Raw genomic sequence first — 25,794 nt, 5'->3', positions numbered from 1 at the left:
GTGGAAGCGGCGCGCGCCGGCGAGCAGGGCCGCGGCTTCGCGGTGGTGGCGGGCGAGGTGCGCAGCCTGGCGCAGCGCAGCGCCAACGCGGCCAAGGAGATCAAGGGGCTGATCGGCGATACGGTGGAGCGCGTGGACAACGGCTCGGCGCTGGTGGGCCAGGCGGGCAAGACCATGGAAGAGATCGTGCAGGCGGTCAAGCGCGTGACCGACATCATGGGCGAGATCAGCGCGGCGTCGGCCGAGCAGAGCGCGGGCATCGAGCAGGTCAACCAGGCCGTGGCACAGATGGACGAGGGCACGCAGCAGAACGCGGCGCTGGTGGAAGAAGCCGCCGCCGCCGCAGGCGCGCTGGAAGAGCAGGCCAGCCGGCTGCAGGGGGCCGTGGCGACGTTCCGCCTGGCGGCCGAGGATGCCCGCGCGGATTCGTTCGTGGCCCACTCGCTGCCTGCGGCGACGGCAGTGCCGGCCAAGGTGTCTCGTGCCGCCGGCGCGGTGCGCGCCATCGCTGCCGGCAAGCGGGTCGCCAAGGCCCTGCCCGCCAGCACGAAGGCCGCAGCCGAGGCGGCAGATGCCGTCGCCACGCAGCCGGCGCGGCTGGTCGCAGGCAGAGCCTCGCGGCCCGCGCTGGCAGCCGCCGACAACGGCGACTGGAGCGCGTTCTGATCCCCACTGGCAACGGGCCGCGCGGCGTCCCGGATGGCAAGGCTATGACGACCGAGATCAACCTGGCTCTGCCGCATGACGATGCGGCCCGTCTGCGCAAGGAATTCGAGCAGTTCGTCGGGGTCTCGAGCGGCCTGGACCGCGAGTTCCTGCCGCCCGATTTCCAGGAATTCCTGCGCGCGCGGCTGCTGCAGCATGACGGCCCGCTCACCGAGCGCGCGGTCTCGCGGCTGCTGTCCGGCGGTGAATACGGCTGGGCCCGCCGCGTGTTCGACAAGCAGTTGCCCAATGCGCTGGCGGCGCTGATGCGCGATGCCCAGCGCTTTGGCTTCGGGCTGGCGGTGCAGCCGGAGTGGACGCCGGACCAGCGCCTGGCGCATGCGCGCGAATGGGCGGCGCAGGTGCTGTCGGAATGCGGCGCCGATGCTGCCTTCACCGAGGCGCTCGCCACGCAGGTGGCGGCTTCCGCGGAAGACGTGCGGGTGCTGGAAGAGCGCATGCGCACGCCCGCATGGCGCCTGGCCGAAAGCCTGCGCCAGCGCGCCTATGACCTGATGTACGCGCTGCAGACCGAAGACAGCGAAGCCGCTGGCCGCGCACGTGTGGGCGAGCTGCGCGGCATGCTGGGCCTCGCCCTGGAGTACGGCTCGGTGCGGCCGGAAGAAGCCTCGCGCGTGCTGGAGCAGGTGGAGCGCATGCGCCCGGCGCTGTTCCGCGAAGCGCCCGACGATGTGTTCGACCGGTTGGCGGCATGGCTGCGGCGCATGTTCGGGCACTGAGGGCGCGGTCGGAATCCGGCCCCGCTGCCTCCGGCCATGAATTTCGTACAGGGATGACGGACAGTGTCTGCGTGCTGAACGCCACATGCGGCACTCGTCAATAGAGGAATCCAGCAGGCTACCGAAGGCGCTGGTCGCGCGTTTGCAGAAATGACGCTTGCAGAACTGGTTTGCGCCAGATCAAGTGTCAGGGATGTGAACTGTTACAAAATGTGCGCGCCCATGTATGTTCCATGCGACATTTGGTTCCCCCCCGCGTAAGTAGGGATTGGCATTGCGGGTCGATTGCCGATATAAACGTAACAGTCTCACTTACACTCTGTAACACTTGTAACGGAGTTGATTACAGTTTGACACGGGCGTAGTTCCTTAGTCGTACGTTGTACCCGCCCAGCCGCATACAAACGATCTGGTCGCCGGGCCCGCAAGGGCATCGGTAAGCGCCGGACAAGCGGCCACGGTGGGTTTTTGGTAGCGGGGATAAATTGGAAAGCAGTGAAGTTCTCCAGGAGATCAGGGAGGTTAACCTCGCCTATCTGCTGCTCGCGCAACGCCTGGTGCGCGAAAACCAGGTCGAAGCCATGTTCCGGCTCGGGGTCAGCAAGGAAATTGCGGATATTCTTGCCAAGCTGACTTCCGCGCAACTCGTCAAGCTGGCGGCATCCAACATGGTGCTGTGCAGGTTCCGCTTCGACGACCATGCGCTTCTGTCCACTCTCACCCACACGGCCAAGAGTCATGACATGCAGCAGATCCACGCCGCGATCCTGCTTGCACGCCAGCCTGTGGAGTCGCTCAATTGACCGCGCTCCTGCAGGCCGAGCCGACCCGGAGTTACACGGCCACCTCCGTTCCCAGCCGCAAGAGCGTGCTCCAGGATGCGAACCAGACCCAGCTTGCGATCGAGCTGATCGGCCTGGGTGCGCGCCTGCAGGTGCTTGAAGCCGAGACCACGCTGTCGCGTGACCGGCTCATCCGCCTGTACAAGGAGCTGCGCGGCGTCTCGCCCCCCAAGGGCATGCTTCCCTTCTCGACGGACTGGTTCACCACCTGGCTGCCGAATATCCACTCGTCGCTGTTCTTCTCTGCCTACCAGTTCATGGTGCAGGAGGGCGAGACCGTGGGCATTCGCGCGGTGGTGGCTGCCTACCGCCTGTACCTTGAGCATGTTTCGCTGCTCGGCGGCGAAATTGTCTTAAGTTTCACGCGTGCCTGGACGTTAGTACGGTTCTTCGAGAGCAACATGCTGCAGCTGTCCCGGTGCACGTGTTGCGGCGGGCAGTTTGTCACGCACGCGTATGAGCCGCACGCGAATTTTGTGTGCAGCCTGTGCCGTCCGCCGTCACGCGCAGGGAAAGTGAAGAAGCTCTCGAAAGACGCCGCCGCCGTGCAGACCAACGCCTGATCCTGGTCAAGGTCCGCCGGCTGGCAAGCTTGCAGCGCTGGCGGACGGACCACTCTCCGTTCGCCCGTGCCCGGGCAATTGTGCGTGACTGACGCGCGTATTTAGACGGGGATCCGATCGTGCTAGTAGTTCTTGGCTATGTCGTCGTGGTTGTGGCGGTGCTTGGCGGTTACGCCATGACCGGCGGCCACATGGGCGCGCTATATCAACCGGCGGAATTTGTGATCATCGGGGGCGCCGCCTTCGGCGCCTTCATCGCCACCAATACAGCAAAGGCCATCAAGGCCACCATCAAGGCCCTGCCGGGCCTGTTCAAGAGTTCCAAGTACAAGAAAGAGCTGTACCTGGACGTCATGTCGCTGCTGTACGTGCTGCTGTCCAAGGCACGGCGCGAAGGCATCCTGTTCCTGGAAAAGGAAATCGCGGACCCCGCCGCCAGCAGCGTCTTCAGCCAGTACCCGCGCATCCTGTCGGATCCGGTGGTGATGGAATTCCTCACCGACTACCTGCGCATGATGGTCAACGGCAACATGAACGCCTTCGAGATCGAGGCCCTGATGGACCACGAGATCGAGACCTTCCGCCACGAGGCCGAGATCCCCGCCCATGCGCTGTCGCGCGTCGGCGACGCGCTGCCCGCCTTCGGCATCGTTGCCGCGGTGATGGGCGTGGTGCACGCGCTGGGTTCGGCCGACCTGCCGCCGGCCGAGCTGGGTGCGCTGATCGCGCACGCCATGGTCGGCACCTTCCTCGGCATCCTGCTGGCCTATGGCTTTGTCTCGCCGCTGGCCGCGCGCATCGAGCTGCAGGTATCCGAGAACGTCAAGGTCTACGAATGCATCAAGGTGGTGCTGCTGGCCTCGCTCAACGGTTACGCGCCGCTGGTGGCGGTGGAATTCGGCCGCAAGGTGCTGTATTCCACGGTGCGGCCGTCGTTCCTTGAGCTCGACGACCACGTGCGTGAAGTCAAGAGCCTGAATTAAGGCGCGCAAGCAGCAAGGGGCACCGTCATGAGCAGCGCACACGATATGCGTCCGATCATCGTCCGCCGGGCAAAGTCGCACGCCAGGCCGCACGGCAACCACAGCTGGAAGATCGCCTACGCCGACTTCATGACGGCGATGATGGCGCTGTTTCTGGTGCTGTGGCTGCTGTCCAGCGCCAACAAGAAGACGCTGGAAGGCATTGCCGAGTACTTCCGCATGCCGCTCAAGGTGGCCATCGTCGGCGGCGAGAAGAGCAGCCAGACCCCGAGCGTGATCCCGGGCGGCGGCCAGGCTGCGCTGCGCAAGGACGGCGACACCATGCGCGCGCGCACCAACGAACCCAGCGACGAGCAGCGGCGCAACGAGCAGCAGGAAGCGCAGCGCCTGCGCGCGCTCAAGCAGCGGCTCGAGCAGATCATCGAGAACAACCCGGTGCTGCGCCAGTTCCGCCCGCAGCTGCTGCTGGACATCACCAGCGAGGGGCTGCGCATCCAGATCCTGGATACGCAGAACCGGCCGATGTTCCGCACCGGCAGCGCCACGGTCGAGACCTATATGCGCACCATCCTGCGCGAGATCGGGCCGGTGCTGAACGAGCTGCCCAACAAGGTCAGCCTGTCGGGCCATACCGATGCGGCCAACTATTCCAACGGCGAGCGCACCTACAGCAACTGGGAGCTGTCGGGCGACCGCGCCAACGCTTCGCGCCGCGAGCTGATCGCCGGCGGCATGCAGGAGGGCAAGGTGCTGCGCGTGCTGGGCCTGGCCGCGACCATGCCGCTGGACAAGGAAGACCTGCTGGCGCCGGTGAACCGGCGCATCAGCATCGTGGTGCTCAACCACAAGGCCCAGGCGCGCTTCGAGGCCGAGAACGCCAGCGCTGCCGAGGTCACGGTGGCGGCGCAGGCCGGCAAGGCCGCGCAGGAGATGCAGGCAGGGCTGGCAGCGGCCTCAGCGCCCGCGGCTGCGCCCACGGGCAGCAAACCATGACGCGCGGCCGTTGCGGCAGCGCCAGTGCAGTAACCAAGTGACTCAGGACGCCATGTCTGTCGATATCGATATCACACAGTTTTACCAGACCTTCTTCGAGGAAGCGGAAGAACTGCTCGTCGAAATGGAGCAGCTGCTGCTCGGCCTGGACATTGAGTCGCCCGATCCCGAGCATCTGAACGCGATCTTCCGGGCGGCGCATTCCATCAAGGGCGGGGCTGCCACCTTCGGCTTCGCGGCGCTGACCGAGACCACCCATATTTTCGAGAACCTGCTGGACCGCACGCGCCGGCAGGAACTGGCGTTGACCAGGACCATCATCGACACCTTTCTGGAAACCAAGGACGTGTTGCAAGACCAGCTCAACGCCTACCGCAACGGCACCGAACCCGATCCGGAAACGCTGGCGCGCATCTGCGCCGTGCTGCAACAGCTGGCGCAGGAAGCCGCCGGCCATGCCGGCGCAGCTGCCCCGGCGCCCGTACCTGTTGCCGCAACGCCCCCCGCTGCTGCTCCTGCGGGCGGCGGGCTCAAGATCCGCCTGATCCGGGTTTCCGCCTCCGACCAGGCGCTGCTGCGCGAGGAACTGGCCAACCTGGGCGAGATCACCGGCCAGCAAGAGGTGAATGGCGAACTGGTGGTGTGGCTCAACACCCAGTGCAGTGCCGACGACATCATCGCGGTGTGCTGCTTCGTGATCGACCTGGACCAGATCGTGATCGAAGCCGAAGCCCCTGCTGCTGCCCCCGCGGTGGTCGAGGCCCCTGTCCCGGCGCCCGTCCCGGTCGCCACGGCCCCCGCCCCCGCAGCGGCGGCGCCCGCCACCGCGCGCGAGAAGGCCAAGCCGCAGGCGGGCGCCGCGCACGGCGAAGGCTCGATCCGCGTGCCGACCGAAAAGGTCGACCAGATCATCAACCTGGTGGGCGAGCTGGTGATCACGCAGTCGATGCTGGCGCAGACCGCCTCGGCGCTGGACCCGGTGCTGTTCGACCGCCTGTTCTCCGGCATGGGCCAGCTCGAGCGCAATGCGCGCGACCTGCAGGAAGCGGTGATGTCGATCCGCATGATGCCGATGGACTATGTGTTCTCGCGCTTCCCGCGGCTGGTGCGCGACCTGGCCAGCAAGCTCGGCAAGCAGATCGACCTGGTCACCTTCGGCAAGGCCACCGAACTGGACAAGAGCCTGATCGAACGCATCATCGATCCGCTCACGCACCTGGTGCGCAACAGCCTGGACCACGGCATCGAAACCCCTGACAAGCGCGTGGCCGCCGGCAAGGACGCGACCGGCCAGCTGATCCTGTCCGCGCAGCACCATGGCGGCAATATCGTCATTGAAGTCAGCGACGACGGCGGCGGCCTGAACCGCGAACGCATCCTGGCCAAGGCCATCCAGAACGGCCTGCCGGTGTCGGAGAACATCACCGACGAGGAAGTCTGGCAGCTGATCTTCGCGCCGGGTTTCTCCACCGCCGAGGTCGTCACCGACGTGTCGGGCCGCGGCGTTGGCATGGACGTGGTCAAGCGCAATATCCAGGAGATGGGCGGCCACGTCCAGATCAGCTCGCGCCCGGGCCTGGGCACCACCATCCGCATCGTGCTGCCGCTGACGCTGGCGATCCTGGACGGCATGTCGGTCAAGGTGGGCGAAGAGACCTTCATCCTGCCGCTGAACTGCGTGATGGAGTCGCTGCAGCCCAAGGCCGAGGATGTCCACACCGCCGCCAACTCCGATCGCGTCATGCACGTGCGCGGCGAATACCTGCCGCTGCTGGAAATGCACCGCGTCTTCAACGTGGCCGACGCGCTGCAGGAGCCCACGCAGGGCATCGCCGTGATCCTGCAGGCTGAAGGCAAGCGCTTCGCGCTGCTGGTGGACCAGCTGATCGGCCAGCACCAGGTGGTGCTGAAGAACCTGGAAACCAACTACCGCAAGGTGCCGTGCATCTCGGCGGCGACCATCCTTGGCGACGGCAGCGTGGCGCTGATCGTCGATGTCGGCGCGCTGCAGCGCACCGGCGTGCGCCGGCAGGAACCGGCGCTGGCGCAATAAGCGGCCAACACCCATCGTCCAAACACAGGAGAACTAGACATCATGGCCGGCATCGGACACATCGATACCCCCGGAAGCGACGCTTCGGGCCAGGAGTTCCTGGTCTTCACGCTGGGGTCGGAGGAATACGGCATCGACATCCTCAAGGTGCAGGAGATCCGCAGCTACGAGACCGTGACCCGCATCTCCAGCGCGCCGGACTTCATCAAGGGCGTGACCAACCTGCGCGGCGTGATCGTGCCGATCGTCGACCTGCGCCTGAAGTTCCGCCTGGGCAACGTGCGCTACGACCACCAGACCGTGGTCATCATCCTGAACGTGGCCGGCCGCGTGGTCGGCATCGTGGTCGATGGCGTGTCCGATGTGCTGACGCTGACCGGCGATGCGATCAAGCCCGCGCCGGAGTTCGGCGTGTCGATCTCGACCGAGCACCTGACCGGGCTGGGCACCATCGACGGCCGCATGCTGGTGCTGATCGACATCGAACGCCTGATGACCAGCGCCGAGATGGCGCTGGTCGAGGCCGAGCTGGCCTGACCCTGCGCACGCACCACTGAAGCAAATCCCATGACGCCGTTCCGCACCGCCGCCAGCGTTCCCGGCCAGACCGGGTCGGTCCTTGCGCCGGGCGCCATCCTGCGGCGCGACGACGCGCGCGACTTCCTGCTGACCGAACGCGATTTCGAGAAAATCCGCGCACTGATCCACCGGCGCGCGGGCATCTCGCTGGGCAGCCACAAGCGCGAGATGGTCTACAGCCGGCTGGTGCGCCGGCTGCGCACGCTGCAGCTGTCGGACTTCGCCTCGTACCTGGCGCTGCTGGACGCTGACGACCGCTCTTCGGAGTGGGAGTTCTTCACCAATGCGCTGACCACCAACCTGACCTCGTTCTTCCGCGAGGCCCATCACTTCCCGCTGCTGGCCGAGCACGCCAAAAAGACCGGCCGCCCCTACAGCGTCTGGTGCTCGGCCGCGTCCACCGGCGAAGAGCCGTACTCGATCGCCATCACGCTGGCGGAGGCGCTGGGCGACCGCGCCGGCACTGTGCTGGCCACTGACATCGACACCCAGGTGCTGGCCAAGGCCCGCGGCGGCGTGTATTCCGCGGAGCAGGTCGCGCGGCTGTCGCCGGAACGGCTCAAGCGCTTCTTCCTGAAGGGCACCGGGCCGCGCACCGGCTCGGTCAAGGTCAAGCCGGAGCTGGCCGCCACCATCGCGTTCGAGCCGCTGAACCTGCTCGCGCCCGACTGGGGCATGCGCGCGCAGTTCGACGCCATCTTCTGCCGCAACGTGATGATCTACTTCGACAAGCCGACCCAGGGACGCATCCTGGAGCGCTTCGTGCCGCTGCTCAAGCCGCACGGGCTGCTCTTTGCCGGCCACTCGGAGAACTTTTCCTATGTCACGCGCGCCTTCCAGCTGCGCGGGCAGACCGTCTATGAACTGGCGCCGGATGCGGCCAGGGCGGGAAGGCCGTGATGCGCACGCCCCATCTGCCCGAAGCGCTTGCCACGCGCACGTATTTCGACCGCGAGTTCGGCAAGCAGGCCATCAAGCTGTTGCCCAACGAGTACTACGTGACCCGCGAGGACGTGGTGCTGACCACCGTGCTGGGCTCGTGCGTGGCGGCCTGCATCCGCGACGAGAGCGCCGGCGTGGGCGGCATGAACCACTTCATGCTGCCCGATGACGACGGCAGCGCCGACCGCATGCTGTCGGCGTCGATGCGCTACGGCAGCTATGCGCTGGAAGTGCTGATCAACGAACTGCTCAAGATGGGCGCGCGCCGCGAGCGGCTGGAGGCCAAGGTCTTCGGCGGCGGCGCGGTGCTGGCCAATATGACCACGCTGAATATCGGCGACCGCAATGCGGATTTCGTGCTGCGCTACCTGAAGACCGAGGAGATCCGCGTTGCGGCGCAGGACCTGCGCGGCCCGCATGCGCGCCGGGTCAGCTACTTCCCGGTCGGCGGGCTGGCGCTGGTGCGCCGCCTGACGCGGCAGGACGACCAGGTTTCGGTGGCGCGCGACGAGCGCGCACTGGCCCGCGCCATTGCCACCTCGGCGCGGGCGCCGGCGCAATCGCCTGAATTGTTTGCGCGGCAATCTTTCTCGCGCCAGCTTGCCTGAAACCAATACAAGCACGATCAATCATGACAGCCGCCAAGATCAAGGTGCTCTGCGTGGACGATTCCGCGCTGATCCGCAGCCTGATGACGGAGATCATCAACAGCCAGCCCGACATGGAGGTGGTGGGCACCGCGCCCGACCCGCTGGTGGCGCGCGACCTGATCAAGCGCCTGAACCCGGATGTGCTGACGCTGGACGTCGAAATGCCGCGCATGGACGGCCTGGACTTCCTGGAACGCCTGATGCGGCTGCGGCCGATGCCGGTGCTGATGGTGTCGTCGCTGACCGAGCGCGGTTCCGAGATCACCATGCGCGCGCTGGAGCTTGGCGCGGTGGACTTTGTCACCAAGCCCAAGCTGGGCATCCGCGACGGGCTGCTGGAATACACCGCCACCATTGCCGACAAGCTGCGCGCCGCGTCGCGCGCGCGCGTGCGCGCGGCCGCGCAGCCGGCCGCGCCGACAGCGGCCGGCACCGAGCCCGTGCCGATGCTGCGCAGCCCGCTGCTGTCGACCGAGAAGCTGATCATCGTGGGCGCCTCCACCGGCGGCACCGAGGCCATCAAGGAATTCCTGATGCCGCTGCCGCCCGACAGCCCGGCGGTCATGATCGTGCAGCATATGCCGGCCGGCTTCACGCGCTCGTTCGCGCAGCGGCTGGATGGCCTGTGCCGCATCACCGTCAAGGAAGCCGTGCACGGCGAGCGCGTGCTGCCCGGCCATGCGTATATCGCGCCGGGCGATTCGCACCTGCTGCTCGCGCGCAGCGGCGCCAACTATGTCGCGCACCTGTCGCAGGAAGCGCCGGTGAATCGCCACCGCCCGTCGGTCGACGTGCTGTTCGATTCGGCCGCGCAGCATGGCGGCAAGAACGTGATCGGCGTGATCCTGACCGGCATGGGCCGCGACGGCGCGCGCGGCATGCTGCGCATGCGCGAGGCCGGTGCCTATAACCTGGCCCAGGACGAGCACACATGCATTGTGTTTGGCATGCCGAAGGAGGCGATCGCCACCGGCGGCGTGCATGAAGTCGTGCCCTTGCCGGCGATGACCCAGCGCGTGATGGCACGCCTGGCCACATACGGCACGCGCGCGCAGCGGGTGTAAACCAAATCGGGCCGAGCGGGGCGCGCATGCCGGCGCGCGGCGCTCGTCCTGGCAACAAGCCAACACTGTATTTACTGGAGCCCTCAAAGTGGACAAGAGCATCAAGATCCTGGTCGTGGATGATTTCCCGACCATGCGCCGGATCATCCGCAACCTGCTCAAGGAGCTGGGTTTCGTCAACGTCGAGGAAGCCGAGGACGGCGCCGCCGGCCTGGAGAAGGCCAAGGATGGCAGCTTCCAGTTCGTGATCTCGGACTGGAACATGCCCAATATGGATGGGCTGACCATGCTGCAGGCGATCCGCGCCGACGCCAATATCGGCAAGATCCCGGTGCTGATGGTGACCGCCGAGGCCAAGAAGGAAAACATCATCGCCGCGGCCCAGGCCGGCGCCAACGGCTACGTGGTCAAGCCGTTCACGGCCGCCACGCTGGACGAGAAGATCACCAAGATCTTCGAGAAACTCGGCGGCTGAGGCGGAGGCGCGTTTGTCATGACCCCGACCCTGAGCAATGATTCCGCCGAGCAACTGATCATCCGCATCGGCAACCTGACGCGGATGCTGCGCGACAATATGCGCGAGCTCGGCCTGGACAAGGAGATCGAGCGCGCCGCGCAGGCCATCCCCGATGCGCGCGACCGGCTCAACTACATCGCCGCAATGACCGAGCAGGCCGCCGAGCGCACGCTGAACGCGGTCGAACTGGCGCAGCCGATCCAGTCCGATATCGAACAGCAGGCCGAAACCCTGGACAAGCGCTGGGAGGCTTGGTTCGAGAAGCCGGTGGAGCTGGCCGACGCCCGCTCGCTGGTGCTCGACACCCGCGCCTTCCTGTCCGAGGTGCCGGCCCAGGCCCGCGCCACCAACAGCCATCTGCTCGACATCATGATGGCGCAGGACTTCCAGGACCTGACCGGCCAGGTCATCAAGAAGATGATGGACATGATCCGCGCGCTGGAGCAGGAGTTGCTGCAGGTGCTGATCGACAATGTGCCGTCCGAGCGGCGGGTGGAAGTGCAGGCGCCGTCGACGCTGATGAATGGGCCGCAGGTGAATCCGGAAGGGAAGCCGGATGTGGTGTCGGACCAGGCGCAGGTGGATGATTTGTTGGCTAGTTTGGGGTTCTGAGGTTTCGGTTGGGCTCGCTTTTTAAGAGTTCGCCCATACTCGTGCTTGAAGCCTCTCTTCATACTGGGCTCGTCGCCGCGTCGTGGCGACCGGGTTTAGCAGCCCGAATGGATTAGGGCCGAACGATCGCCGTCAGGCGGTATCCTTACGTTCGCCGTGCCTGAGCATGCCCCTTCAATGGGCGGGCCCTGGCAGGGGAGCCTCCGGGCTCGCCGGCTCCTAATCCCCGGTCTGCTAACCCTGCCTTGGGCCCGCCCACCCCTATCAGCACCCGGGGAGCGGGACTGAACCTGTATGGATAAGGGGGCATTCCCATGCTTCAGTTCTTACTTGCCCATTCTGGGCGATTGGCAATCTCCAGTACCTGCACAATGCAGCAGCGCGCGCGAGCCGCGTATGCGGAGGTGCACCATGTATAGCCATAGTCATCACGGTATTACTGCGGAACACAATGGTGTCGACATGCTCGTGACCGCCCATAGTCCGGGGGAGAATCCGTTGAGTCTTGCTGTGCAACGGGCGGCGCAGCTTCATGGGCTGTTGCTTATGGCTAGCGAGCATGGGGCTGCGAGTTTGGAACCGGTGGATTTGGAGCAGGGGATCTGGGAGAGCTTGCTTTCCCTCGCGGCCACGCTGGCGCATGAGACGCAGGTGTTGAGTGAGTTGGCTGTGCTGCAGGGGCAGGCGTTGCAGGCTGGGTGACGTTGGGGCGGGGTGTGCAGCCGTGCCATCGGCTGCCGCCCGATCCATGGGAGCATGGGCGTCTTTACTCTTGGGACTGAGGGTCGCAGAACGACCCGTCTCTGCCACTGAGGCAGGTAGTTCCAGTGGCAGCTTTGCAGCCGATGGCCGACATGGGTTTCAATGAAGACGAGTCCCACTCGACTGTGCAAATCAGTGAAGTTTTCCCGAACAACTGTCTCAAGGATGCCAAGTGGATGGCTTCGCGGTCTGCCCGCGGGAGCCGGAGATCAGATACGACATTTCGCGGCCCGCAGCCAGCATCAGTTCGGTGTATTCGCTCAGCTTGTCGCGGGTCAGGCGGCTGATCGGGCCAGAGATGCAAAGCGAGCCTGCTAGCGTCCAGTTAATGCCAAACACGGGAACTGCAATGCTGGAAACTTCTGGCTCGCGTTCCCCCATAGAGATGAAATAGCCGTCTTTGCGGATCGTTTCGTAGGGCTCGCCCATTTCACCGGCAAAGGCCCGCAAAACACGGCCGGGGGCGCCAATCAACGGCAGCCTTTCACCTGCGCGCACGTGGTGTCGCACCGCGCCGGGCCCTTCCACACGCACCAGGCAGGCCCGCGTGTCGCCCTCCCTGACGTAAAACGCGGCACTCTCCCGAGTCTCGTACGAGATGCGTCGCAACACGGGTTCGACCGTTTCGCTAACGCGAAAGGCGGCCTGATAGCGTGCGCCGAGCCATCCCGCCGCAGCGCCGAGTCGCCATTGGCCATCGTCCCTTTGCACCAGATATTCGGACTGAGCGAGCGTCCTCGCGGTGCGCAAGACGGTTGATTTGCCCATGCCGACGCGACGACTGAGTTCAGCGAGCGTGAGCGCGGTGTCGTCGGCCGAAAACGCTTCCAGGATCTGTAATGCCCGCGTTACTGCGATGATTGTGTCCTTATCAGCACTCTCTTTGGCATCTTCCAAAGCGGGCGAAGTGTTCCGGTCCATGGCATGCGTTCCGTAGTAGACAACGTGATTGTACACCTCGCAACGACTCCCTATAGTTAGCGCATAGAACAAGGCTAACCACGGAGACAACCTTGAAACGGACTACCCGCCTTCTGGCCGCCTGCGCCATTTTCGGCCTACTGCCGCTGTCCGCAGTGGCCGAGACCTATCCCACCAAGCCTATTCGCCTGATTGTGCCGTTCCCGCCGGGCGGAGCGCCGGATGCTTTCTCGCGCGCCATCGGCAATCAGATGAGCCGCGACCTTAAGTGGACGGTAGTCATCGAAAACAAGCCCGGCGCCGGGGGCAATCTGGGTATTGAAGCCGCTGCGAAGGCGGCGCCAGACGGTTATACGCTGGTGTTCGGCCAGACCAGTAACCTGGCCATCAATCCCTCGCTGTACAAGAAACTCCCGTACGACCCGGGCAAGGACCTGGCTCCGATCGGGCTGATCGCCTCCGCGCCACTGGCGCTCGTGGTGGCGGACAACTCCCCATACCGCAACCTCGGCGAAGTGCTGGCAGCAGCCAAGGCAAAACCGGGCACCGTCACCTTTGGCACGCCAGGCAACGGCACCGTGGCTCATCTCGCCATGGAACTGTTGCAAAAGCAGGCCGGCGTAAAGCTGCAGCATATCCCTTACAAGGGCGCGTCGCAGGCGCTGACTGACGTGCTGAGCGGGCAGGTTGCCATCTATATTGGTTCCGTGCCGACCGTCATGGGGCAGATCAAGAACGGCAAGCTGCGCGGCCTGGCGGTGACCTCGACCCACCGCTCCGCCCAGCTTCCGTCGACGCCTACCGTCACGGAGGCCGGTGTGAAGCAGTTTGAAGCCGATACCTGGTTCGGCCTGCTCGCGCCCGCCGGCACGCCTGCGCCGATCCTGGAAAAGCTCAATGCCGAACTGAACCGCGCCCTGAAGACGCCTGACGTCAAAAACAAGATCGAAGCCGAAGGCGGTCGTGTCCTCGGCGGCAGCAGCACGGAATTCGCATCGTTGATGCAGAAAGACCTGGCCCGCTGGCGCGTGGTGGTCAAGGACTCCGGCGCCACCATCGACTGAGCGCCGACGCGCTTCCGTCACCAAGCACTTCCCAACCATTTCGCATCACTGCAGAACCTCCCGCCGTGGGTAACCAGGCGGGCGGTGGGATGCATTTGCACTTTTTCAGGAGCAACCATGTCCGCGCAACCGACCCTCCCTGATGTCATCCGTGATTTTGAACGAGTACCGGCCGAGATCGTCCGGCAGGCTTCGGAGTTCGCTTCATCCATTTTTGCTGACGTGGCCGGACGCCGCGGCGGCATGCACGGCCGCATTGCGCCGCTCAGTCCCACCAGCCGCTTCTGTGGCACGGCGCTGACGGTGGAAGTGCGACCGGGTGACAACCTGATGATCCATGCGGCCATGGCGCTGGCCCGCCCGGGCGACGTCATCGTGGTCGATGGCAAAGGCGACCAGAACAGCGCGCTGATGGGCATCATCATGGTCCAGCAGTGCATCGCGCTGGGCGTGACCGCCGTCGTGCTCGATGCCGCGTCGCGGGACGCCGATGAAATCCGGGATGCGGGCTTCCCGATGTATTCCGTTGGCACCAACCCCAATGGCCCGACCAAGTTCGTGCCGGGCCGGGTCAACCACCCGATCCAATGCGGTGGCGTCAGCGTATGCCCGGGCGACCTGGTGATCGGGGACGCCGACGGGGTCGTGGTCATCGAACGCGATAAGACGGCTTCGCTGATCGCCGCCGCGGCCGAGAAAGTAGCCGGCGAGCGCAAGCGCATCGACGGAATCAAATCGGGCAAGGCTTTGCGTCCGGCCTGGCTGGATGACGCGCTGCGCGCAGCGGGCGTGCTGAAGGCGGGAGAGGCACTGTGAGCGCCGCCAGCAAGCCTGTCATTGTGGTGACTGCGGCAAATCTCGCCCCGCAAGCCGTCGCCTTGCTATCCGATTACGAACTGATCTATGCCGGCAAGGCCGCCAGCGAAGAGGAAACGGCCGACCTGTGTCGCCGCCATGCGCCTGTGGCGATCATCGTGCGCACCAGCAAGGTGGGTGCCATGGCGCTCGACGCGGCGCCGTCCATCCGCGTGTTGTCCAAGCACGGCAGCGGCATCGACAACATCGACCAGCAAGCCGCGCAGGCGCGTGGCGTGAAGGTGGTGGCGGCCGCCGGTGCCAATGCTGCGGCAGTGGCGGAGCATGCCATGGCGCTGTTGCTTGCCTGTGCGAAATCCGTGGTGTACCTGGACCAGCGAACGCGCACGGGGCATTGGGACAAGGCGACGCACCAGAGCCTTGAATTGAAGGGGCGGACGCTGGGCCTCATCGGCCTGGGTGCGATCGGCCGTCGCTTTGCCCGCATGGCAACCGCCATGGATATGAACGTGCTGGGTTACGACCCCTTCGCTACAGAGGTACCTGGCGATATCCGTGCGGTCGGCCTGGATACGATCTGGCGCGAGTCCGATGTCGTGTCGTTCCATTGCCCGCTTACCGCCGACAACAAGGGCTTGCTGGGTGCAGAGGCATTGTCGGCTTGCAAGGACGGTGTCATCGTGGTCAATACCGCGCGTGGCGGCCTGATCGACGAGGCGGCACTGCTTGCGGCGGTGGAGAGCGGCAAGGTTGCAGCAGCCGGCCTGGATTCGCTGGCACAGGAGCCTCCTGCTCCGGATCATCCGTTCTTCCGTCATCAGAAGTTCGTGCTGAGCCCCCATATCGGCGGCGTGACCAGCGACGCCTACGTCAACATGGGCGTAGCGGCCGCGACGAACGCGCTGGCGGTGCTCGGCGGGCAACACTAAGGAGCGGGGCATGGCGTCAACTCAACTTCGCTGGAAGCGGCAGCCCGAAGGCAGTCATTGGGGCGAATTCGGCCCGGATGATCAACGCGGCCGGATGAACCTGGTCGACCGCGCTAAGGTGTTGCAGGGTGTGGCGGAAGTTCGCGAGGGCGTCACGTTCTGCCTGTCGCTGCCGCTCGACTATCCGGGCGGGCAAACGATGAACGTTCGCCGTCAGCCACCGCGCCGCTTTGCCGTGCTGCGCGACGGCAAGAGCGCCGGGCAGCAAGGCTTCTGCTGGTCATATCAGTCGGAAGACCCCGACCTGACCGATGTCGTCAACGACGACGTGGTGTTGATGAGTCTGCAGTACTCGACGCAATGGGACAGTCTTGCGCATGTCGGCAGCCATTTCGACGCGGATGGCGATGGCAAGGAAGAGCCGGTGTTCTATAACGGCTACCGGGGCGGCGAGGATGTCATCGCGGGCACTGAGACGCAGGCCACTGAACCGTGGGCGCGCTACGAGAATCCCGAAGCTCGCGCGCTGAGCATTTCGGTGCTGGCCGAGCATGGGGCGCAAGGGCGAGGCGTCATGATCGACCTCGAGCACCACATCGGCCGCAAGCGCAACGCCGTCGGTTATGACGCGCTGATGCGCATACTCGAGGCCGACAAGATAGCGGTCGAACCGGGCGACATGGTGTGCCTGCATACCGGCTTTGCGGACACGCTGCTGTCGATGAACAAGATGCCAGACCTGCGCGTGCTGCATGAAACCGGGACCGGGCTGGACGGCCACGACAAGAAGCTGCTCAACTGGATCACCGACGTGCGGCTCGCCTGCCTGCTGGCAGACAACCCGGCCGTAGAGCTTGTCGTGCCCAAGCCGTTGACGCCATCGCCGATCCGTGGGCCCCGGCTGCCGCTGCACGAGCATTGCCTGTTCAAGAATGGCATTCATCTGGGCGAACTGTGGCACCTGACGCCGTTGGCGCGGTGGCTGCGGGCACATCGGCGCAGCCGCTTCCTGTTGACCGCACCGCCGCTGCGCTTGCCCGGCGCGGTCGGATCCCCGGCAACTCCCATCGCTACCGTTTGATTTTTTCATCACATAAGAATCTGGAGTAGAGACATGTTCAAGCCCATCACTGCCCGGCTGCTTTCGCTCGCATTGCTTGGCCTCGGCATTTCGCCGAACGCCTCCCACGCCGCACCCGCAGCCTATCCGGACCGGCCCATCCGGCTGGTTGTGCCCTATCCCGCGGGCGGTGCCGCCGACACGGTTGCGCGCACTCTTGCCGCGCCGCTTGGCGCCAAGCTGGGCCAGACCATCGTGGTCGATAACCGTCCCGGTGCAAGCGGCGTGATTGGCGCGGGCGCGGTGGCAAAGGCCGCGCCCGATGGTTACACGCTGCTGCTCGATGCCACCGCGCATTCGGTCAATCCAAGCTTGCAGGCGCGCTTGCCATACGACACCGTTAAGGACTTCGCCCCCATCTCGCTGGTGGTGCTGGTGCCGAACCTGCTAGTGGTGCCGCCCAATTCTCCATTCGAGTCACCGAAGGCCATTGTTAATGCCGCTAAGGCGAAGCCGGGCAAGCTGACCTATGCTTCAGCGGGACCGGGCACGGCACAGCACCTGGCAGCGGAGTTGTTCCGGCAGCAGTCGGGACTGAATCTGCTGCACGTTCCCTATAAGGGCGGCGCGCCGGCGCTAAGCGACCTGATGGGTGGCCAGGTCGACATGATGTTCAGCAATATGGCGGCGTCATACCCGTTAGTCGCGGGCAAGAAGCTCAAGGTGCTGGCCACGACGGGAACGAAGCGGTCTGCCGCGTTGCCGGACACGCCCACGATTGCCGAATCCGGCTTGCCGGGCTATCAGGTCTACGAATGGAACGGGCTCTTTGCCCCGGCCGGTACGCCACAGGCGATTGTCGACCGGCTCAGCGCGCTGACGCGCGAAGTGCTCAACTCTCCAGAGGTTTCTAAGCGGCTCGCCGCCATCGGCGCCGAACCGGCCGGCTCGCGGCCCGAGGACTTCCGCAAGTTCGTCGAGGGCGAGACCGCGAAATGGGCCAAGGTCATCAAGCAAGGCAGCATCCGGGCCGAATAACGATACTCAGCACCAAGGCCCATGATGTCTATCGGCAATACGAGCGGCACTTATGCGCAGCTTGATTTCATGGATCTATCCGAAATGGCCATCAAGGCGGAGATTGTCAAGGAGATTGCCTGGCACATCCGATCAGGCGGCATCGTGTTGCAGGACGCCGCCGACATTCTTGGTGTGCCGCCATACGATATCGCACTGGCCCTGTGTGGCAAGCTCCTGGACTTTCGCCCTGCCGAGCTGCGTAGCTGGTTGGATCGTCTGAGCTCCTCGCCTATGTAAGGCCTTAACCCAGAAATCTCGATCCGAGGCGGCTTGCGGACCTATTTCAGTCGGTCGCGGGCCCCATTCCAATGGCCGGAACTGGCCGTCAGCCGTCACTGACGATGGAACCTGGCTCCGACTACGACAGCGGCAGTCTCTGTGCGTTATTTGCGCGACGGTGGGCGCCTGGATGAGGACTTCGAGTTCGACGGAACGCGTGGGAGAGCTGGCACGACTAACTAATCGGCTGGCAGGTCAAGCCGACCTTCACCGAACGCGAGGAACTGAAGGTCAGCCTGCAGCACCCCGCGCAACGCGCCACCTGACCGCAGCACCTCGCCAGCACTTCTGCCGACCAGAGCGGGTGCACGCAAAGACCAGCCACCGTGCATCCAAATTGCAGAGGAGCCCCAAATGCGGTTTGAATCATTCTCCTTCGGCACCATCAGTATCGACGGCGTCACATACGACCACGACGTAGTCATCGAACACGGCAAGGTCCGCAAACGCAGGAAGGGCCCCTCCAAGCCATTCCGCGAAGCGTTCGGCCACACGCCGCTGTCGATCCAGGAAGACATCCCCTGGAACTGCAGCAAGCTCGTGGTCGGCACCGGAACCGGCGCGTTGCCGGTGATGGACGAGGTGAAGCGCGAGGCAAAACGGCGCCATGTCGAACTGGTCATCCAGCCGACAGCCGACGCCATCGAGACGCTCGAGGCGAACCCCAAAGGCGCCAACGCGATCCTGCACCTCACCTGCTAGCGCCGCCAGCCGTCCGCGTCGCGTGACAGGCGTCGGGCGGCGTCGGGCGGCGTCCGTTCCGGGCGTCCCGACAGGTCACACCCCCCATTTCACCACGCGCGGAGACGCGCGCGCGCTCGATCGCATCCGCATGGCGCGCCGGAACGTATATAGAGTAGGAGGAGGTGAGACACCACCATCAGGAGATGCCGCCATGAAATTCATGATGACCTTCCATTGGGCTCCGGATACGGAGCAGCGCGCTGAAGCGATCGAGCGCTTTCTGCGAACCGGCGGGGTACCGCCGGAGGGCGTCCAGTTGCTTGGCAGATGGACCAGCGCCGATCTCGGGTCGGGCTTCGATCTGCTCGAAACCGATGATGCGGCCAAGCTCACTGAGTTCGCCTATCAGTGGAGCGATCTGATGGAGCTGGAGATCATGCCGGTCCTGGAAGATGCCGAGCTGGCCGCCGTCTTCGGGCGCGTAGCCAAGAAATAGACCAGGCGCTAGTTGCGTAGCAACGCGACTCAACATGCACACAACCTGGCACGCATCCCTTCGCGGCCTGGGGCGCTATCCGACTGACCGGCCAGGACGTTCGAGACGGATAATCCTGGTCGCGCCTTTGTTACTGATCGGCTATGCCGCAGCCCGATCTCTTCTGGCCATGGCACCGTGACCTGAGCCGCTTCGATCCGATCGCGACCGGCACGCTGGAAACCAGGATGTGGCGCTCGTACTACGAACGATCGCCGACCCGTCTCGCTCTTCCTTGATATTGCAGGCCGACATCCCGTGGGATGACTTGCCACAGGAACTCGGCTTTGGCAACGGCATGACATGTTGGCGTCGTCTACGTGACTGGCAGGCCGGCGGCGTCTGGGGGCGCCTGCATCGGGCCCTGCTGACCCGCTTGCGTGAGCATGACCCATCTATGGCGCAGCGGTGGCAGGCCGCCCGGGGCGGGGCCAGCAGACTGGCCCGAACCCCACGGACCGGGGCAAACCGGCAGCAAACGCCATCTCGTTGTAGACCGGCGCAGTGTGCCCTTGGCGCTGGTTGTGACCGGTGTCAATCGTTACGATTCGGTTGTCTTCGAAGACTTGATCAATGCAATACCCGCCGTGCCTGCCGTGTCCGGCCGGTAACGGGAAGGTGCAGCCCATGGACGCGCACACCACAAAGTACAACCTTATGGTCGTGCGGGACTGGAACTAGACCTCCGACAGGCCGTTGCCGACCCGTCTCAGTCATTCGATAGCGCCAGACCGAGCGGCTGCGGCGGCCAAATAGCGGACGCTCGCCCGCCACGTTCACCGATGCCCCGGCCAAGTGCGCAACCGCGACCCGGAAAAGGAGCGGCGGCGCGCGTGCGAATGACCAGGAACGGCAGACGTTTGCGCGAGAAGATGCAATCTGATCTGGTGTCGCGGGCGCGCATCCTGGTCAGCCTGTCTGGCCTCGCGCAGAGCGAAGTCGATTCGTCGTTGCACGGCCTAGCATCATCGTTGGGTGAGCCAGAACGAATCTGTCGATCCGCCGATCTCGACACCTATGGCGTGCCTTCCGGACCCTGCAGTCTCATGAGGTCTGGAGCGAACTTGGTTCATGATTGCACGAGGTCCAGCCGGTGCTCGGGCCAGGCGTCCGCGAGCAATTAGTGGCAGCAGGCCGCATGACAAAGGAAGAGTACCGTGTTGCCTGCAAGGTGCGACAGAGCTTGCGGGAGCGGTTTGAATCGCTGCTGGAGGGCGGACGGATCCCAGTCATGCCGACGGTCGCGGGCCCCGCTCCGATGCGCGCGGCGAATGTCGCTGAGTTGAACGCGAAACGACAGGCAGACTTGAGCCTTCTTTGCATTGCGTCACGCCAGGCTTGCCGCAGGTGTCCCTGCCAGCGTTCACCGTCTCTGGCGCACCCTTGGGCCTAGCTACAGGACATTGCCGCGACGCTGCTGCAGATGAGCCCATTGGAAGGACCGCCCAGCCGGAAGCCCCAGCGGGGCATGTTTACCGGAGAGCTTTCCGCGGCCTTGCTGGACGGGGTCCTGCGCCTGGTCAACCTGCTGCACACGCCACAGGACATTGCGTGGCTGGGGCCACTGTACCGGCGTGAAATCTTTTACCGCCTGCTTACGCTCCCGGAAGGTTGGAGACTCGCGCAGATGGTGACGTCTGATAGCCATAGCTTGCGCATTGCGCGCGCCATCAACTGGCTGCAGGCGCATTACAGCGAACCATTGGCTATTGAAGACCTGGCGCGCGAGGTGCACATGAGTGTGTCGTCGCTGCACGCGCACTTCAAAGCCGCTACGGCAATGAGCCCCCTTCAGTTCCAGGCGCAACTTCGGCTGCACGAGGCGCGCCGCATCATGCTGACAGAGAAGGTCGATGCGGGCATTGCTGGACATCGCGTTGGCTACGAGAGCCAGTCTCAGTTCTCTCGCGAGTACAGCCGCTTCTTCGGGGCACCACCAGTCCGCGATATCAAGCGGCTGTGTGAAGAGTCCAGTCAACGCTGGGGGGCGTTGTAAGGCCACAATGCGCCGCAAGGGATGTGGCACGAGATTGGTGTGGCGTATCTGAGTGTATCGGAACGCATCTGGTGGCGGCTTTCCTACAGTTCGATACATAACCCGCCTTTGGCGATATACGCCAGAAACGCTTATGGTCTTTCATTGACGCAAGCCCACCCCTTGCGGAGGAGACCGACCGTGAGCCTGCTGATACTCGCCTATCTGGGCGGTGCGCTGACTATCCTGAGCCCGTGCATCCTGCCCGTCCTGCCTTTCGTGCTCAGCCGCACCGACCAGCCGTTCCTGCGCGGCAAGCTGCCGATGCTCGCCGGCATGGTGCTGACCTTTGCCGCATTTGCCACACTGGTGTCGGCCGGCGGCGCCTGGGCAGTGCGCGTCAATGAATTCGGGAGGCTCGCCGCGCTGCTACTGCTGGCGGTCTTCGGTTTGTCCCTGCTCTGGCCGAAGCTGGCGGATCTGCTCGCGCGGCCGGCGGTGACGCTAGGCAACCGACTGGCGGCCAGCCGCGCTTCCATGCCTGCCTCGTCCACGCAACCTTTTCCAATGGGATCGCTGCTGCTCGGCGTGGCAACCGGCTTGCTGTGGGCGCCGTGCGCCGGCCCGATCCTCGGGCTTGTCCTGACCGGCGCGGCGCTCAAGGGCGCCAGCGTATCGAGCGCGTCGGCGCTGCTTGCCTATGCTGCGGGCGCCGCGACCTCGCTTGCCGCTGCGCTCGGTATCGGGGGCCGCTTGCTCGCGGCAATGAAGCGCTCCATGGGCTTCGGGGAATGGCTGCGCCGCGGCATGGGTGCGATTGTGCTCTGCAGCGTGGCCGTCATCGGGCTCGGCGCAGACACCAGCCTGCTGGCACGCTGGTCCGCGGCCGGGCCGGTCCGGCTGGAGCAGTTGCTGGTCGACGGGCTGGGCATGAAGCAGTCCGCCCCGCAAGCCGCCAATGTCGCCGACCGCGATGCCAGCTCGTTGCCGGCCGCCTACGTGGCCCCGGTCGATCTTCCGGGCCGCCTGCCCGTGGAGGGCCGCCTGCCCTCGCTCGATGGTGCCGTGCAATGGATCAATTCTCCGCCTTTGTCGAGCGAGCAGTTGCGGGGCAAGGTCACACTGGTCTATTTCTGGACCTACTCCTGCATCAACTGCATCCGCACCCTGCCGTACCTGCGCGCGTGGGCCGACAAGTACAAGGACCAGGGCCTGACGGTGATTGGCGTGCACACTCCCGAGTTCGCCTTCGAGAAGAAGCCCGAGAACGTCCGCCGTGCGATTGCCGATTTCCGCATCGGCTTCCCTGTGGCCGTCGACAGCAATTACCGCATCTGGGGCGCATTCCATAACAGTTACTGGCCGGCCGCGTACTTTGTCGATGCCCACGGCAACATCCGCCATCACCAGTTCGGCGAGGGCGATTACGCCAATTCCGAACGCGTCATCCAGTCTCTGCTGGCAGAAGCCGGCAATCCGTCGGTGGCGCGCGGCGTGGTCGCGCCCGATGCATCTGGCGCACAGGCTGCACCGGACCTGGACAACATCCGCTCCGCCGAAACCTACCTCGGCTACAACCAGGCCTCCAACTTTGCCTCGCCGGGCGGCATGCGCCAAGACGCGCCGCGCCGGTACAGCGTCGGCAAGCTGAGCCTGAACCAATGGGGCCTGTCGGGGCAATGGACCGTCGGTGCCGAGCGCGCCAGGCTCGACCGCGCTGACGGCAGCATCGTCTATCGCTTTCACGCGCGCGATCTGAATCTTGTGCTTGGTCCGGCAGCCGATGGCCGTGCAGTGCGCTTCGTGGTGAAGATCGATGGCAAGGCCCCCGGTGATAGCCACGGCGCCGATACCGATGGGGCCGGCAACGGTGCCGTCACGCAGACGCGGCTCTACCAGTTGGTGCGGCAGGCGGGAAAGGTGGATGAACACCTTTTCGAAATCCGCTTTCTGGACCCTGGTGCCCACGCCTTTGCCTTCACATTCGGCTGACGCAGATCCGCGGCCATCTCCGCGCGGTTCCTGATCTGAATCTCCTGCAACTTCCAGAAGGAGCAACAACTATGTCCACTCAGCAAGCACCCATCGGCTCGGGATTCGGCCCGGCCTCCACTGCCGCCGACGTCATCCGCGGCATCGACCTTACCGGCAAGCACGTGGTCGTCACGGGCGGGTATTCCGGAATCGGCCTGGAGACCGTCCGGGCCTTCCGTTCCGCGGGAGCGACGGTCTTCGTGCCAGTGCGCGACGTCGCCAAGGCCCGGGAAGCGCTTGGCGACATGCCCGACGTGATCCTGTCCGACATGGACCTTGTCGATCCGGCATCCATCGACCGGTTTGCTCAGCGCGTCCTCGCAGCTACTGATTCGCTTCACATCCTCGTCAACAACGCGGGCGTGATGGCGCTGCCGCTGTCGCGTGATGTGCGTGGCTACGAATCACAGTTCTCAGCCAACCATCTCGGCCACTTTCAACTTACGTGTCGGCTCTGGCCAGCGTTGCGGCGCGCCAACGGCGCACGTGTGGTCGCGCTGAGCTCCTATGGGCATCAGCGTGCGGGGATTGACTTCCATGATCCCCACTTCCAGGTGCGTGAATATGACCCGTGGGTGGCCTACGGCCAGGCAAAGACAGCGAATGCCCTGTTTGCAGTCGCCCTGGATTCGATCGGGAAGCACCAAGGTGTCCGGGCATTCTCCGTGCATCCGGGTGGCATAGCGACGGGCCTTATCCGACACATGTCGCAAGCGCAGATCGATGCGAGCGAAGTCTTCGACAGGGAGGGGAGGCCGATCATTGATCCGCAGAACAACAAGAAGACACCGGAACAAGGCGCGGCTACGTCGGTATGGTGTGCAACGAGTCCCAGGCTCGACGGCATGGGCGGCGTTTATTGCGCCGACTGCGACATTGCCCGTGCACTCCCTTCCGACGATTCGACGGAACTGCACGGCGTACGCCCCCGTGCGACAGACCCTGTTGCCGCGGGACGGCTTTGGCAGCTCAGCGAACAGCTGACAGGCGCAAGCATCGATTGAAGGAACCGGCGGCCTGGAGCTTGCCCCTACCGCCACTGCCGCAGGATCTTTGTATGCCTTTGTATCTGGCGGTAGCCGGAATACCTGCCCGGACAGAAGGGGCTGTTTCGCGCTACGTGGGGGATACATCAGCCTTCTTTAATGCATGCGGGGCCCGGCGCCAGACAAGTGCGAAGTAGCCGGGACGCGCAAACGGGTACTTTCTGCAGGCCCGTCTGAATGTCAGCCTGCCAGGCCTGGACCGTGAGTAGCGCAAGCGGTATTGGAGGCAGCGCACCAGCTCTGCCCGTATTCGAAGGCGACGCGCGACAACATCCACGTCGAGTTGAATCTGCTCTGACGTACATCGTGCCCTGCCAGCATCGTCTGGCAGGCCATCGTTTCCAACCTTTCACGTACTCGAACTATGCGCATGTATCTACGCGCCGTCCTGGTGGCCATTGCCATTGGCGCGGTTTACTTCATTGGGAATGGCGCTCGCGCTTTCAGTGCACCACCGGCCAACGGCAGTGCGGCGCCCGAATTCACTGGCATCAGCCAATGGCTGAACTCGCCGCCCCTATCCATGCAGGCCTTGCGCGGCAAGGTAGTGCTGGTGGATTTCTGGACTTACTCCTGCGTGAACTGCATCAACACGCTGCCCCACGTGAAGCAGTGGTATGAGAAGTACAAGGACCAGGGCCTGGTCGTCGTGGGCGTACACACGCCCGAATACGCCTTCGAGAAGTCGACTGCCAACGTGGAGGCCGCACTCAGTCGCCTCGACGTCCGCTATCCGGTGGCGCAGGACAACGGGTACGGCACGTGGTCGGCATTCCGCAATGAGTACTGGCCCGCCCTGTACCTGATCGACGCCGATGGCCGCATTGTCTACCAGCACTTCGGCGAAGGCAGCTACGCCGAGACGGAAGCTGTCATCCAGAAACTCCTGGGGGAGCGCAAGCCGTCGCAGCCTGCCTGACGAGCGAAAATCGGGGAGCCCAGCTCACGGGTTCCCAACGTCGCGTTCCGGCTGTCCACTCGCATTTTTCCCATGCAGACGATTCTCCGGAACGCCATCAGCCCCCGATATAAAGTGATCTGCGAGGAAACCAAGTCGCCATCCCTGTTACGCCGACCAATGTGTCGTTTGAGTCTCTCAATAAGATCCATGCAGGTCTGCTTAATGTCGGTTACGGTGCACTCCCAGCTGTCCATTTCCTGTGCGAAGTTTCCGTGCGTCCGCTGCGGGGAAACTTGGCTCAGGCGCAGCGGTCAGGTTCGCTGACGATGCCTGATGGGCAAGCACAGCGCTGGCTAGAGGGATGCGTCCACGACGGGCGGTGGCTTGCTTCAAGGCATTCGCCGGTCGACGGCTTCTCCAAATTCCCCCTAAAGTCTCCCAACCCCCCGCCGTTAAGCCCCAAGC

Annotated in this window: 27 protein-coding genes and 2 pseudogenes; 28 read left to right on the top strand and 1 reads right to left on the bottom strand. The window is 64.6% G+C overall.

Annotated elements, in window-relative coordinates:
• The 14 genes from AC3WRR_RS33760 to AC3WRR_RS33695 form a co-directional block, all read left to right on the top strand.
• Positions 1 to 666, top strand: a 666-nt coding sequence (locus AC3WRR_RS33760; RefSeq protein WP_492299358.1) for a methyl-accepting chemotaxis protein, incomplete at its 5' end; no start/stop codon positions are given.
• Positions 667 to 710: 44 nt separating this feature from the next.
• The gene (locus tag AC3WRR_RS33755; RefSeq protein ID WP_010812714.1) at positions 711 to 1,445 is read left to right on the top strand and encodes a DUF4088 domain-containing protein; all 735 of its coding nucleotides are present in this window, start codon (positions 711 to 713) and stop codon (positions 1,443 to 1,445) included.
• 485 nt (positions 1,446 to 1,930) lie between these two features.
• Positions 1,931 to 2,248, top strand: coding sequence for a flagellar transcriptional regulator FlhD (flhD, locus tag AC3WRR_RS33750; RefSeq protein ID WP_010812713.1), 318 nt, complete (start codon positions 1,931 to 1,933; stop codon positions 2,246 to 2,248).
• Positions 2,245 to 2,850: a flagellar transcriptional regulator FlhC gene (gene flhC, locus AC3WRR_RS33745; protein WP_011616430.1), complete on the top strand. Its 606-nt coding sequence runs from the start codon at positions 2,245 to 2,247 to the stop codon at positions 2,848 to 2,850. The genes flhD and flhC overlap by 4 nt, the downstream gene beginning before the upstream one ends.
• Before the next feature lie 119 nt (positions 2,851 to 2,969).
• Positions 2,970 to 3,833: a flagellar motor stator protein MotA gene (gene motA, locus AC3WRR_RS33740; RefSeq protein WP_010812711.1), complete on the top strand. Its 864-nt coding sequence runs from the start codon at positions 2,970 to 2,972 to the stop codon at positions 3,831 to 3,833.
• Between the two features lie 27 nt (positions 3,834 to 3,860).
• The gene (gene motB / locus AC3WRR_RS33735) at positions 3,861 to 4,826 is read left to right on the top strand and encodes a flagellar motor protein MotB (protein WP_454751376.1); all 966 of its coding nucleotides are present in this window, start codon (positions 3,861 to 3,863) and stop codon (positions 4,824 to 4,826) included.
• A 52-nt stretch (positions 4,827 to 4,878) separates the two neighbouring features.
• Positions 4,879 to 6,879 (top strand): chemotaxis protein CheA, encoded by a 2,001-nt coding sequence (cheA, locus tag AC3WRR_RS33730; RefSeq protein WP_492299356.1) that lies wholly within the window; start codon positions 4,879 to 4,881, stop codon positions 6,877 to 6,879.
• A gap of 42 nt (positions 6,880 to 6,921) precedes the next feature.
• Positions 6,922 to 7,416 carry a chemotaxis protein CheW gene (locus AC3WRR_RS33725; RefSeq protein WP_010812708.1) on the top strand — a complete coding sequence of 165 codons (495 nt, stop codon included), beginning with the start codon at positions 6,922 to 6,924 and terminating at the stop codon, positions 7,414 to 7,416.
• Positions 7,417 to 7,446: 30 nt separating this feature from the next.
• Positions 7,447 to 8,358, top strand: coding sequence for a CheR family methyltransferase (locus AC3WRR_RS33720; RefSeq protein WP_492299354.1), 912 nt, complete (start codon positions 7,447 to 7,449; stop codon positions 8,356 to 8,358).
• The gene (gene cheD, locus AC3WRR_RS33715) at positions 8,358 to 9,008 is read left to right on the top strand and encodes a chemoreceptor glutamine deamidase CheD (protein WP_492299353.1); all 651 of its coding nucleotides are present in this window, start codon (positions 8,358 to 8,360) and stop codon (positions 9,006 to 9,008) included. The genes AC3WRR_RS33720 and cheD overlap by 1 nt, the downstream gene beginning before the upstream one ends.
• A gap of 23 nt (positions 9,009 to 9,031) precedes the next feature.
• Positions 9,032 to 10,114, top strand: coding sequence for a protein-glutamate methylesterase/protein-glutamine glutaminase (locus tag AC3WRR_RS33710; protein ID WP_492299351.1), 1,083 nt, complete (start codon positions 9,032 to 9,034; stop codon positions 10,112 to 10,114).
• Positions 10,115 to 10,202: 88 nt separating this feature from the next.
• A complete protein-coding gene (gene cheY / locus AC3WRR_RS33705; RefSeq protein WP_011616433.1) occupies positions 10,203 to 10,589 on the top strand; it encodes a chemotaxis response regulator CheY in 387 nt (128 codons plus the stop codon).
• Positions 10,590 to 10,607: 18 nt separating this feature from the next.
• Positions 10,608 to 11,243 carry a protein phosphatase CheZ gene (cheZ, locus tag AC3WRR_RS33700; RefSeq protein WP_058698265.1) on the top strand — a complete coding sequence of 212 codons (636 nt, stop codon included), beginning with the start codon at positions 10,608 to 10,610 and terminating at the stop codon, positions 11,241 to 11,243.
• A gap of 411 nt (positions 11,244 to 11,654) precedes the next feature.
• Complete coding sequence (locus AC3WRR_RS33695; RefSeq protein WP_058698266.1) at positions 11,655 to 11,945, top strand: hypothetical protein; 291 nt, start codon at positions 11,655 to 11,657, stop codon at positions 11,943 to 11,945.
• A 219-nt stretch (positions 11,946 to 12,164) separates the two neighbouring features.
• On the opposite strand, the gene AC3WRR_RS33690 is transcribed toward AC3WRR_RS33695, so the two are convergent.
• The gene (locus AC3WRR_RS33690; protein ID WP_058698267.1) at positions 12,165 to 12,926 is read right to left on the bottom strand and encodes an IclR family transcriptional regulator; all 762 of its coding nucleotides are present in this window, start codon (positions 12,924 to 12,926) and stop codon (positions 12,165 to 12,167) included.
• Between the two features lie 92 nt (positions 12,927 to 13,018).
• Between AC3WRR_RS33690 and AC3WRR_RS33685 the strand changes: the two genes are divergently transcribed.
• The 14 genes and pseudogenes from AC3WRR_RS33685 to AC3WRR_RS33620 all read left to right on the top strand — a co-directional run bounded on the left by AC3WRR_RS33685 (position 13,019) and on the right by AC3WRR_RS33620 (position 25,347).
• Positions 13,019 to 13,990 (top strand): Bug family tripartite tricarboxylate transporter substrate binding protein, encoded by a 972-nt coding sequence (locus tag AC3WRR_RS33685; protein WP_492299348.1) that lies wholly within the window; start codon positions 13,019 to 13,021, stop codon positions 13,988 to 13,990.
• 117 nt (positions 13,991 to 14,107) lie between these two features.
• Positions 14,108 to 14,806, top strand: a complete 699-nt coding sequence (locus AC3WRR_RS33680) for an RraA family protein (RefSeq protein ID WP_492299347.1) — start codon at positions 14,108 to 14,110, stop codon at positions 14,804 to 14,806.
• A complete protein-coding gene (locus AC3WRR_RS33675; protein ID WP_492299345.1) occupies positions 14,803 to 15,735 on the top strand; it encodes an NAD(P)-dependent oxidoreductase in 933 nt (310 codons plus the stop codon). The genes AC3WRR_RS33680 and AC3WRR_RS33675 overlap by 4 nt, the downstream gene beginning before the upstream one ends.
• A 10-nt stretch (positions 15,736 to 15,745) precedes the next feature.
• Positions 15,746 to 16,816: a cyclase family protein gene (locus AC3WRR_RS33670; protein ID WP_492299343.1), complete on the top strand. Its 1,071-nt coding sequence runs from the start codon at positions 15,746 to 15,748 to the stop codon at positions 16,814 to 16,816.
• Between the two features lie 33 nt (positions 16,817 to 16,849).
• A complete protein-coding gene (locus tag AC3WRR_RS33665) occupies positions 16,850 to 17,833 on the top strand; it encodes a tripartite tricarboxylate transporter substrate binding protein (RefSeq protein ID WP_058698271.1) in 984 nt (327 codons plus the stop codon).
• Positions 17,834 to 17,854: 21 nt separating this feature from the next.
• Positions 17,855 to 18,112, top strand: coding sequence for an XRE family transcriptional regulator (locus AC3WRR_RS33660; RefSeq protein ID WP_492299341.1), 258 nt, complete (start codon positions 17,855 to 17,857; stop codon positions 18,110 to 18,112).
• Positions 18,113 to 18,508: 396 nt separating this feature from the next.
• The gene (locus AC3WRR_RS33655) at positions 18,509 to 18,856 is read left to right on the top strand and encodes an MTH938/NDUFAF3 family protein (RefSeq protein WP_058698273.1); all 348 of its coding nucleotides are present in this window, start codon (positions 18,509 to 18,511) and stop codon (positions 18,854 to 18,856) included.
• Between the two features lie 193 nt (positions 18,857 to 19,049).
• A complete protein-coding gene (locus AC3WRR_RS33650; RefSeq protein ID WP_492299339.1) occupies positions 19,050 to 19,334 on the top strand; it encodes a DUF3303 domain-containing protein in 285 nt (94 codons plus the stop codon).
• A gap of 277 nt (positions 19,335 to 19,611) precedes the next feature.
• Positions 19,612 to 19,981, top strand: a pseudogene (locus tag AC3WRR_RS33645) (transposase); the annotation flags it as partial.
• 794 nt (positions 19,982 to 20,775) lie between these two features.
• A complete protein-coding gene (locus tag AC3WRR_RS33640; protein ID WP_492299362.1) occupies positions 20,776 to 21,369 on the top strand; it encodes an AraC family transcriptional regulator in 594 nt (197 codons plus the stop codon).
• A 180-nt stretch (positions 21,370 to 21,549) separates the two neighbouring features.
• Complete coding sequence (locus AC3WRR_RS33635; protein WP_492299360.1) at positions 21,550 to 23,340, top strand: cytochrome c biogenesis protein DipZ; 1,791 nt, start codon at positions 21,550 to 21,552, stop codon at positions 23,338 to 23,340.
• A 71-nt stretch (positions 23,341 to 23,411) separates the two neighbouring features.
• The gene (locus AC3WRR_RS33630; RefSeq protein WP_058698276.1) at positions 23,412 to 24,386 is read left to right on the top strand and encodes an oxidoreductase; all 975 of its coding nucleotides are present in this window, start codon (positions 23,412 to 23,414) and stop codon (positions 24,384 to 24,386) included.
• Between the two features lie 191 nt (positions 24,387 to 24,577).
• Positions 24,578 to 24,726: pseudogene (locus tag AC3WRR_RS33625) on the top strand (OsmC family protein); the annotation flags it as partial.
• Between the two features lie 66 nt (positions 24,727 to 24,792).
• Positions 24,793 to 25,347: a thioredoxin family protein gene (locus AC3WRR_RS33620; RefSeq protein WP_492299336.1), complete on the top strand. Its 555-nt coding sequence runs from the start codon at positions 24,793 to 24,795 to the stop codon at positions 25,345 to 25,347.
• The last annotated feature ends 447 nt before the right edge of the window (positions 25,348 to 25,794 follow it).

Source organism: Cupriavidus sp. FW305-3-2-15-C-LB2, assembly GCF_058787575.1.
Note: the sequence above shows the minus strand (reverse complement) of the source record. Positions and strands in the feature narration are given on the sequence as shown.

Excerpts from the sequence above, each read along its gene's own strand:
- AC3WRR_RS33755 (WP_010812714.1), top strand. The coding sequence starts at position 711 with ATGACGACCGAGATCAACCTGGCTCTGCCGCATGACGATGCGGCCCGT.
- motB (WP_454751376.1), top strand. The coding sequence starts at position 3,861 with ATGAGCAGCGCACACGATATGCGTCCGATCATCGTCCGCCGGGCAAAG.
- cheA (WP_492299356.1), top strand. The coding sequence starts at position 4,879 with ATGTCTGTCGATATCGATATCACACAGTTTTACCAGACCTTCTTCGAG.
- AC3WRR_RS33725 (WP_010812708.1), top strand. The coding sequence starts at position 6,922 with ATGGCCGGCATCGGACACATCGATACCCCCGGAAGCGACGCTTCGGGC.
- AC3WRR_RS33720 (WP_492299354.1), top strand. The coding sequence starts at position 7,447 with ATGACGCCGTTCCGCACCGCCGCCAGCGTTCCCGGCCAGACCGGGTCG.
- cheD (WP_492299353.1), top strand. The coding sequence starts at position 8,358 with ATGCGCACGCCCCATCTGCCCGAAGCGCTTGCCACGCGCACGTATTTC.
- AC3WRR_RS33710 (WP_492299351.1), top strand. The coding sequence starts at position 9,032 with ATGACAGCCGCCAAGATCAAGGTGCTCTGCGTGGACGATTCCGCGCTG.
- cheZ (WP_058698265.1), top strand. The coding sequence starts at position 10,608 with ATGACCCCGACCCTGAGCAATGATTCCGCCGAGCAACTGATCATCCGC.
- AC3WRR_RS33695 (WP_058698266.1), top strand. The coding sequence starts at position 11,655 with ATGTATAGCCATAGTCATCACGGTATTACTGCGGAACACAATGGTGTC.
- AC3WRR_RS33690 (WP_058698267.1), bottom strand. The coding sequence starts at position 12,926 with ATGGACCGGAACACTTCGCCCGCTTTGGAAGATGCCAAAGAGAGTGCT.
- AC3WRR_RS33680 (WP_492299347.1), top strand. The coding sequence starts at position 14,108 with ATGTCCGCGCAACCGACCCTCCCTGATGTCATCCGTGATTTTGAACGA.
- AC3WRR_RS33670 (WP_492299343.1), top strand. The coding sequence starts at position 15,746 with ATGGCGTCAACTCAACTTCGCTGGAAGCGGCAGCCCGAAGGCAGTCAT.
- AC3WRR_RS33665 (WP_058698271.1), top strand. The coding sequence starts at position 16,850 with ATGTTCAAGCCCATCACTGCCCGGCTGCTTTCGCTCGCATTGCTTGGC.
- AC3WRR_RS33660 (WP_492299341.1), top strand. The coding sequence starts at position 17,855 with ATGATGTCTATCGGCAATACGAGCGGCACTTATGCGCAGCTTGATTTC.
- AC3WRR_RS33655 (WP_058698273.1), top strand. The coding sequence starts at position 18,509 with ATGCGGTTTGAATCATTCTCCTTCGGCACCATCAGTATCGACGGCGTC.
- AC3WRR_RS33650 (WP_492299339.1), top strand. The coding sequence starts at position 19,050 with ATGAAATTCATGATGACCTTCCATTGGGCTCCGGATACGGAGCAGCGC.
- AC3WRR_RS33630 (WP_058698276.1), top strand. The coding sequence starts at position 23,412 with ATGTCCACTCAGCAAGCACCCATCGGCTCGGGATTCGGCCCGGCCTCC.
- AC3WRR_RS33620 (WP_492299336.1), top strand. The coding sequence starts at position 24,793 with ATGCGCATGTATCTACGCGCCGTCCTGGTGGCCATTGCCATTGGCGCG.